This is a genomic window from Rossellomorea aquimaris (genome assembly GCF_001877785.1).
In the GTDB taxonomy this organism is placed as follows: domain Bacteria; phylum Bacillota; class Bacilli; order Bacillales; family Bacillaceae_B; genus Rossellomorea; species Rossellomorea aquimaris_A.
The window spans coordinates 1-529 of the sequence record NZ_MINN01000126.1; the positions used below are offsets into that span (position 1 = coordinate 1).

Here is a 529-nt window from a genome sequence, read left to right on the forward strand (position 1 = left end):
GACTGTGCTTATTGTCTAGGTCATCAATGTAGCATGTGTCGAGTGTCAACGTACAGGAAGCTAGTTAGGGTACTGTAGTGTGTAGTTGTCTCGTGTATGTGAAGTGATGTGCTTCTTCGTAGAGCTGTGAGGTTATTTGTTGTTTTGAAAACATAAGATGGTATTCGTTTTTTTTTTCCTCGATAAAATCAGCAAAGGATTGGTCGGTGAATCGCTCGGCCCAGCCGGCGGATACGGCGTGGCACATTCTAACCATACGTGTATCGCCACTTTGCCGATTACGTATTTCGGCACGCCGGAACAAAAGGCGTATTATTTGCCGAAACTCGCAAGCGGCGAATTTATCGGGGCGTATTGCCTGACAGAACCAGGAGCGGGGTCGGATGCCTTGGCTGCCCAAACGACAGCGGTGCTGAATGAGCAAGGAACGCATTATAAGTTGAATGGGACCAAAATGTACATCACCAATGCCGCTTTTTCCGATACCTTCATTACATATGCAAAAGTCGATGGCAAAGCGTTCACGGCA

1 protein-coding gene is annotated in these 529 nt (G+C 47.3%); it reads left to right on the top strand.

The window, feature by feature from the left end; genetic code table 11:
* Positions 1 to 157 precede the first annotated feature (157 nt).
* Positions 158 to 529: acyl-CoA dehydrogenase family protein (locus tag BHE18_RS18355; RefSeq protein WP_235860379.1), on the top strand; the 372-nt coding region annotated here is incomplete at its 3' end.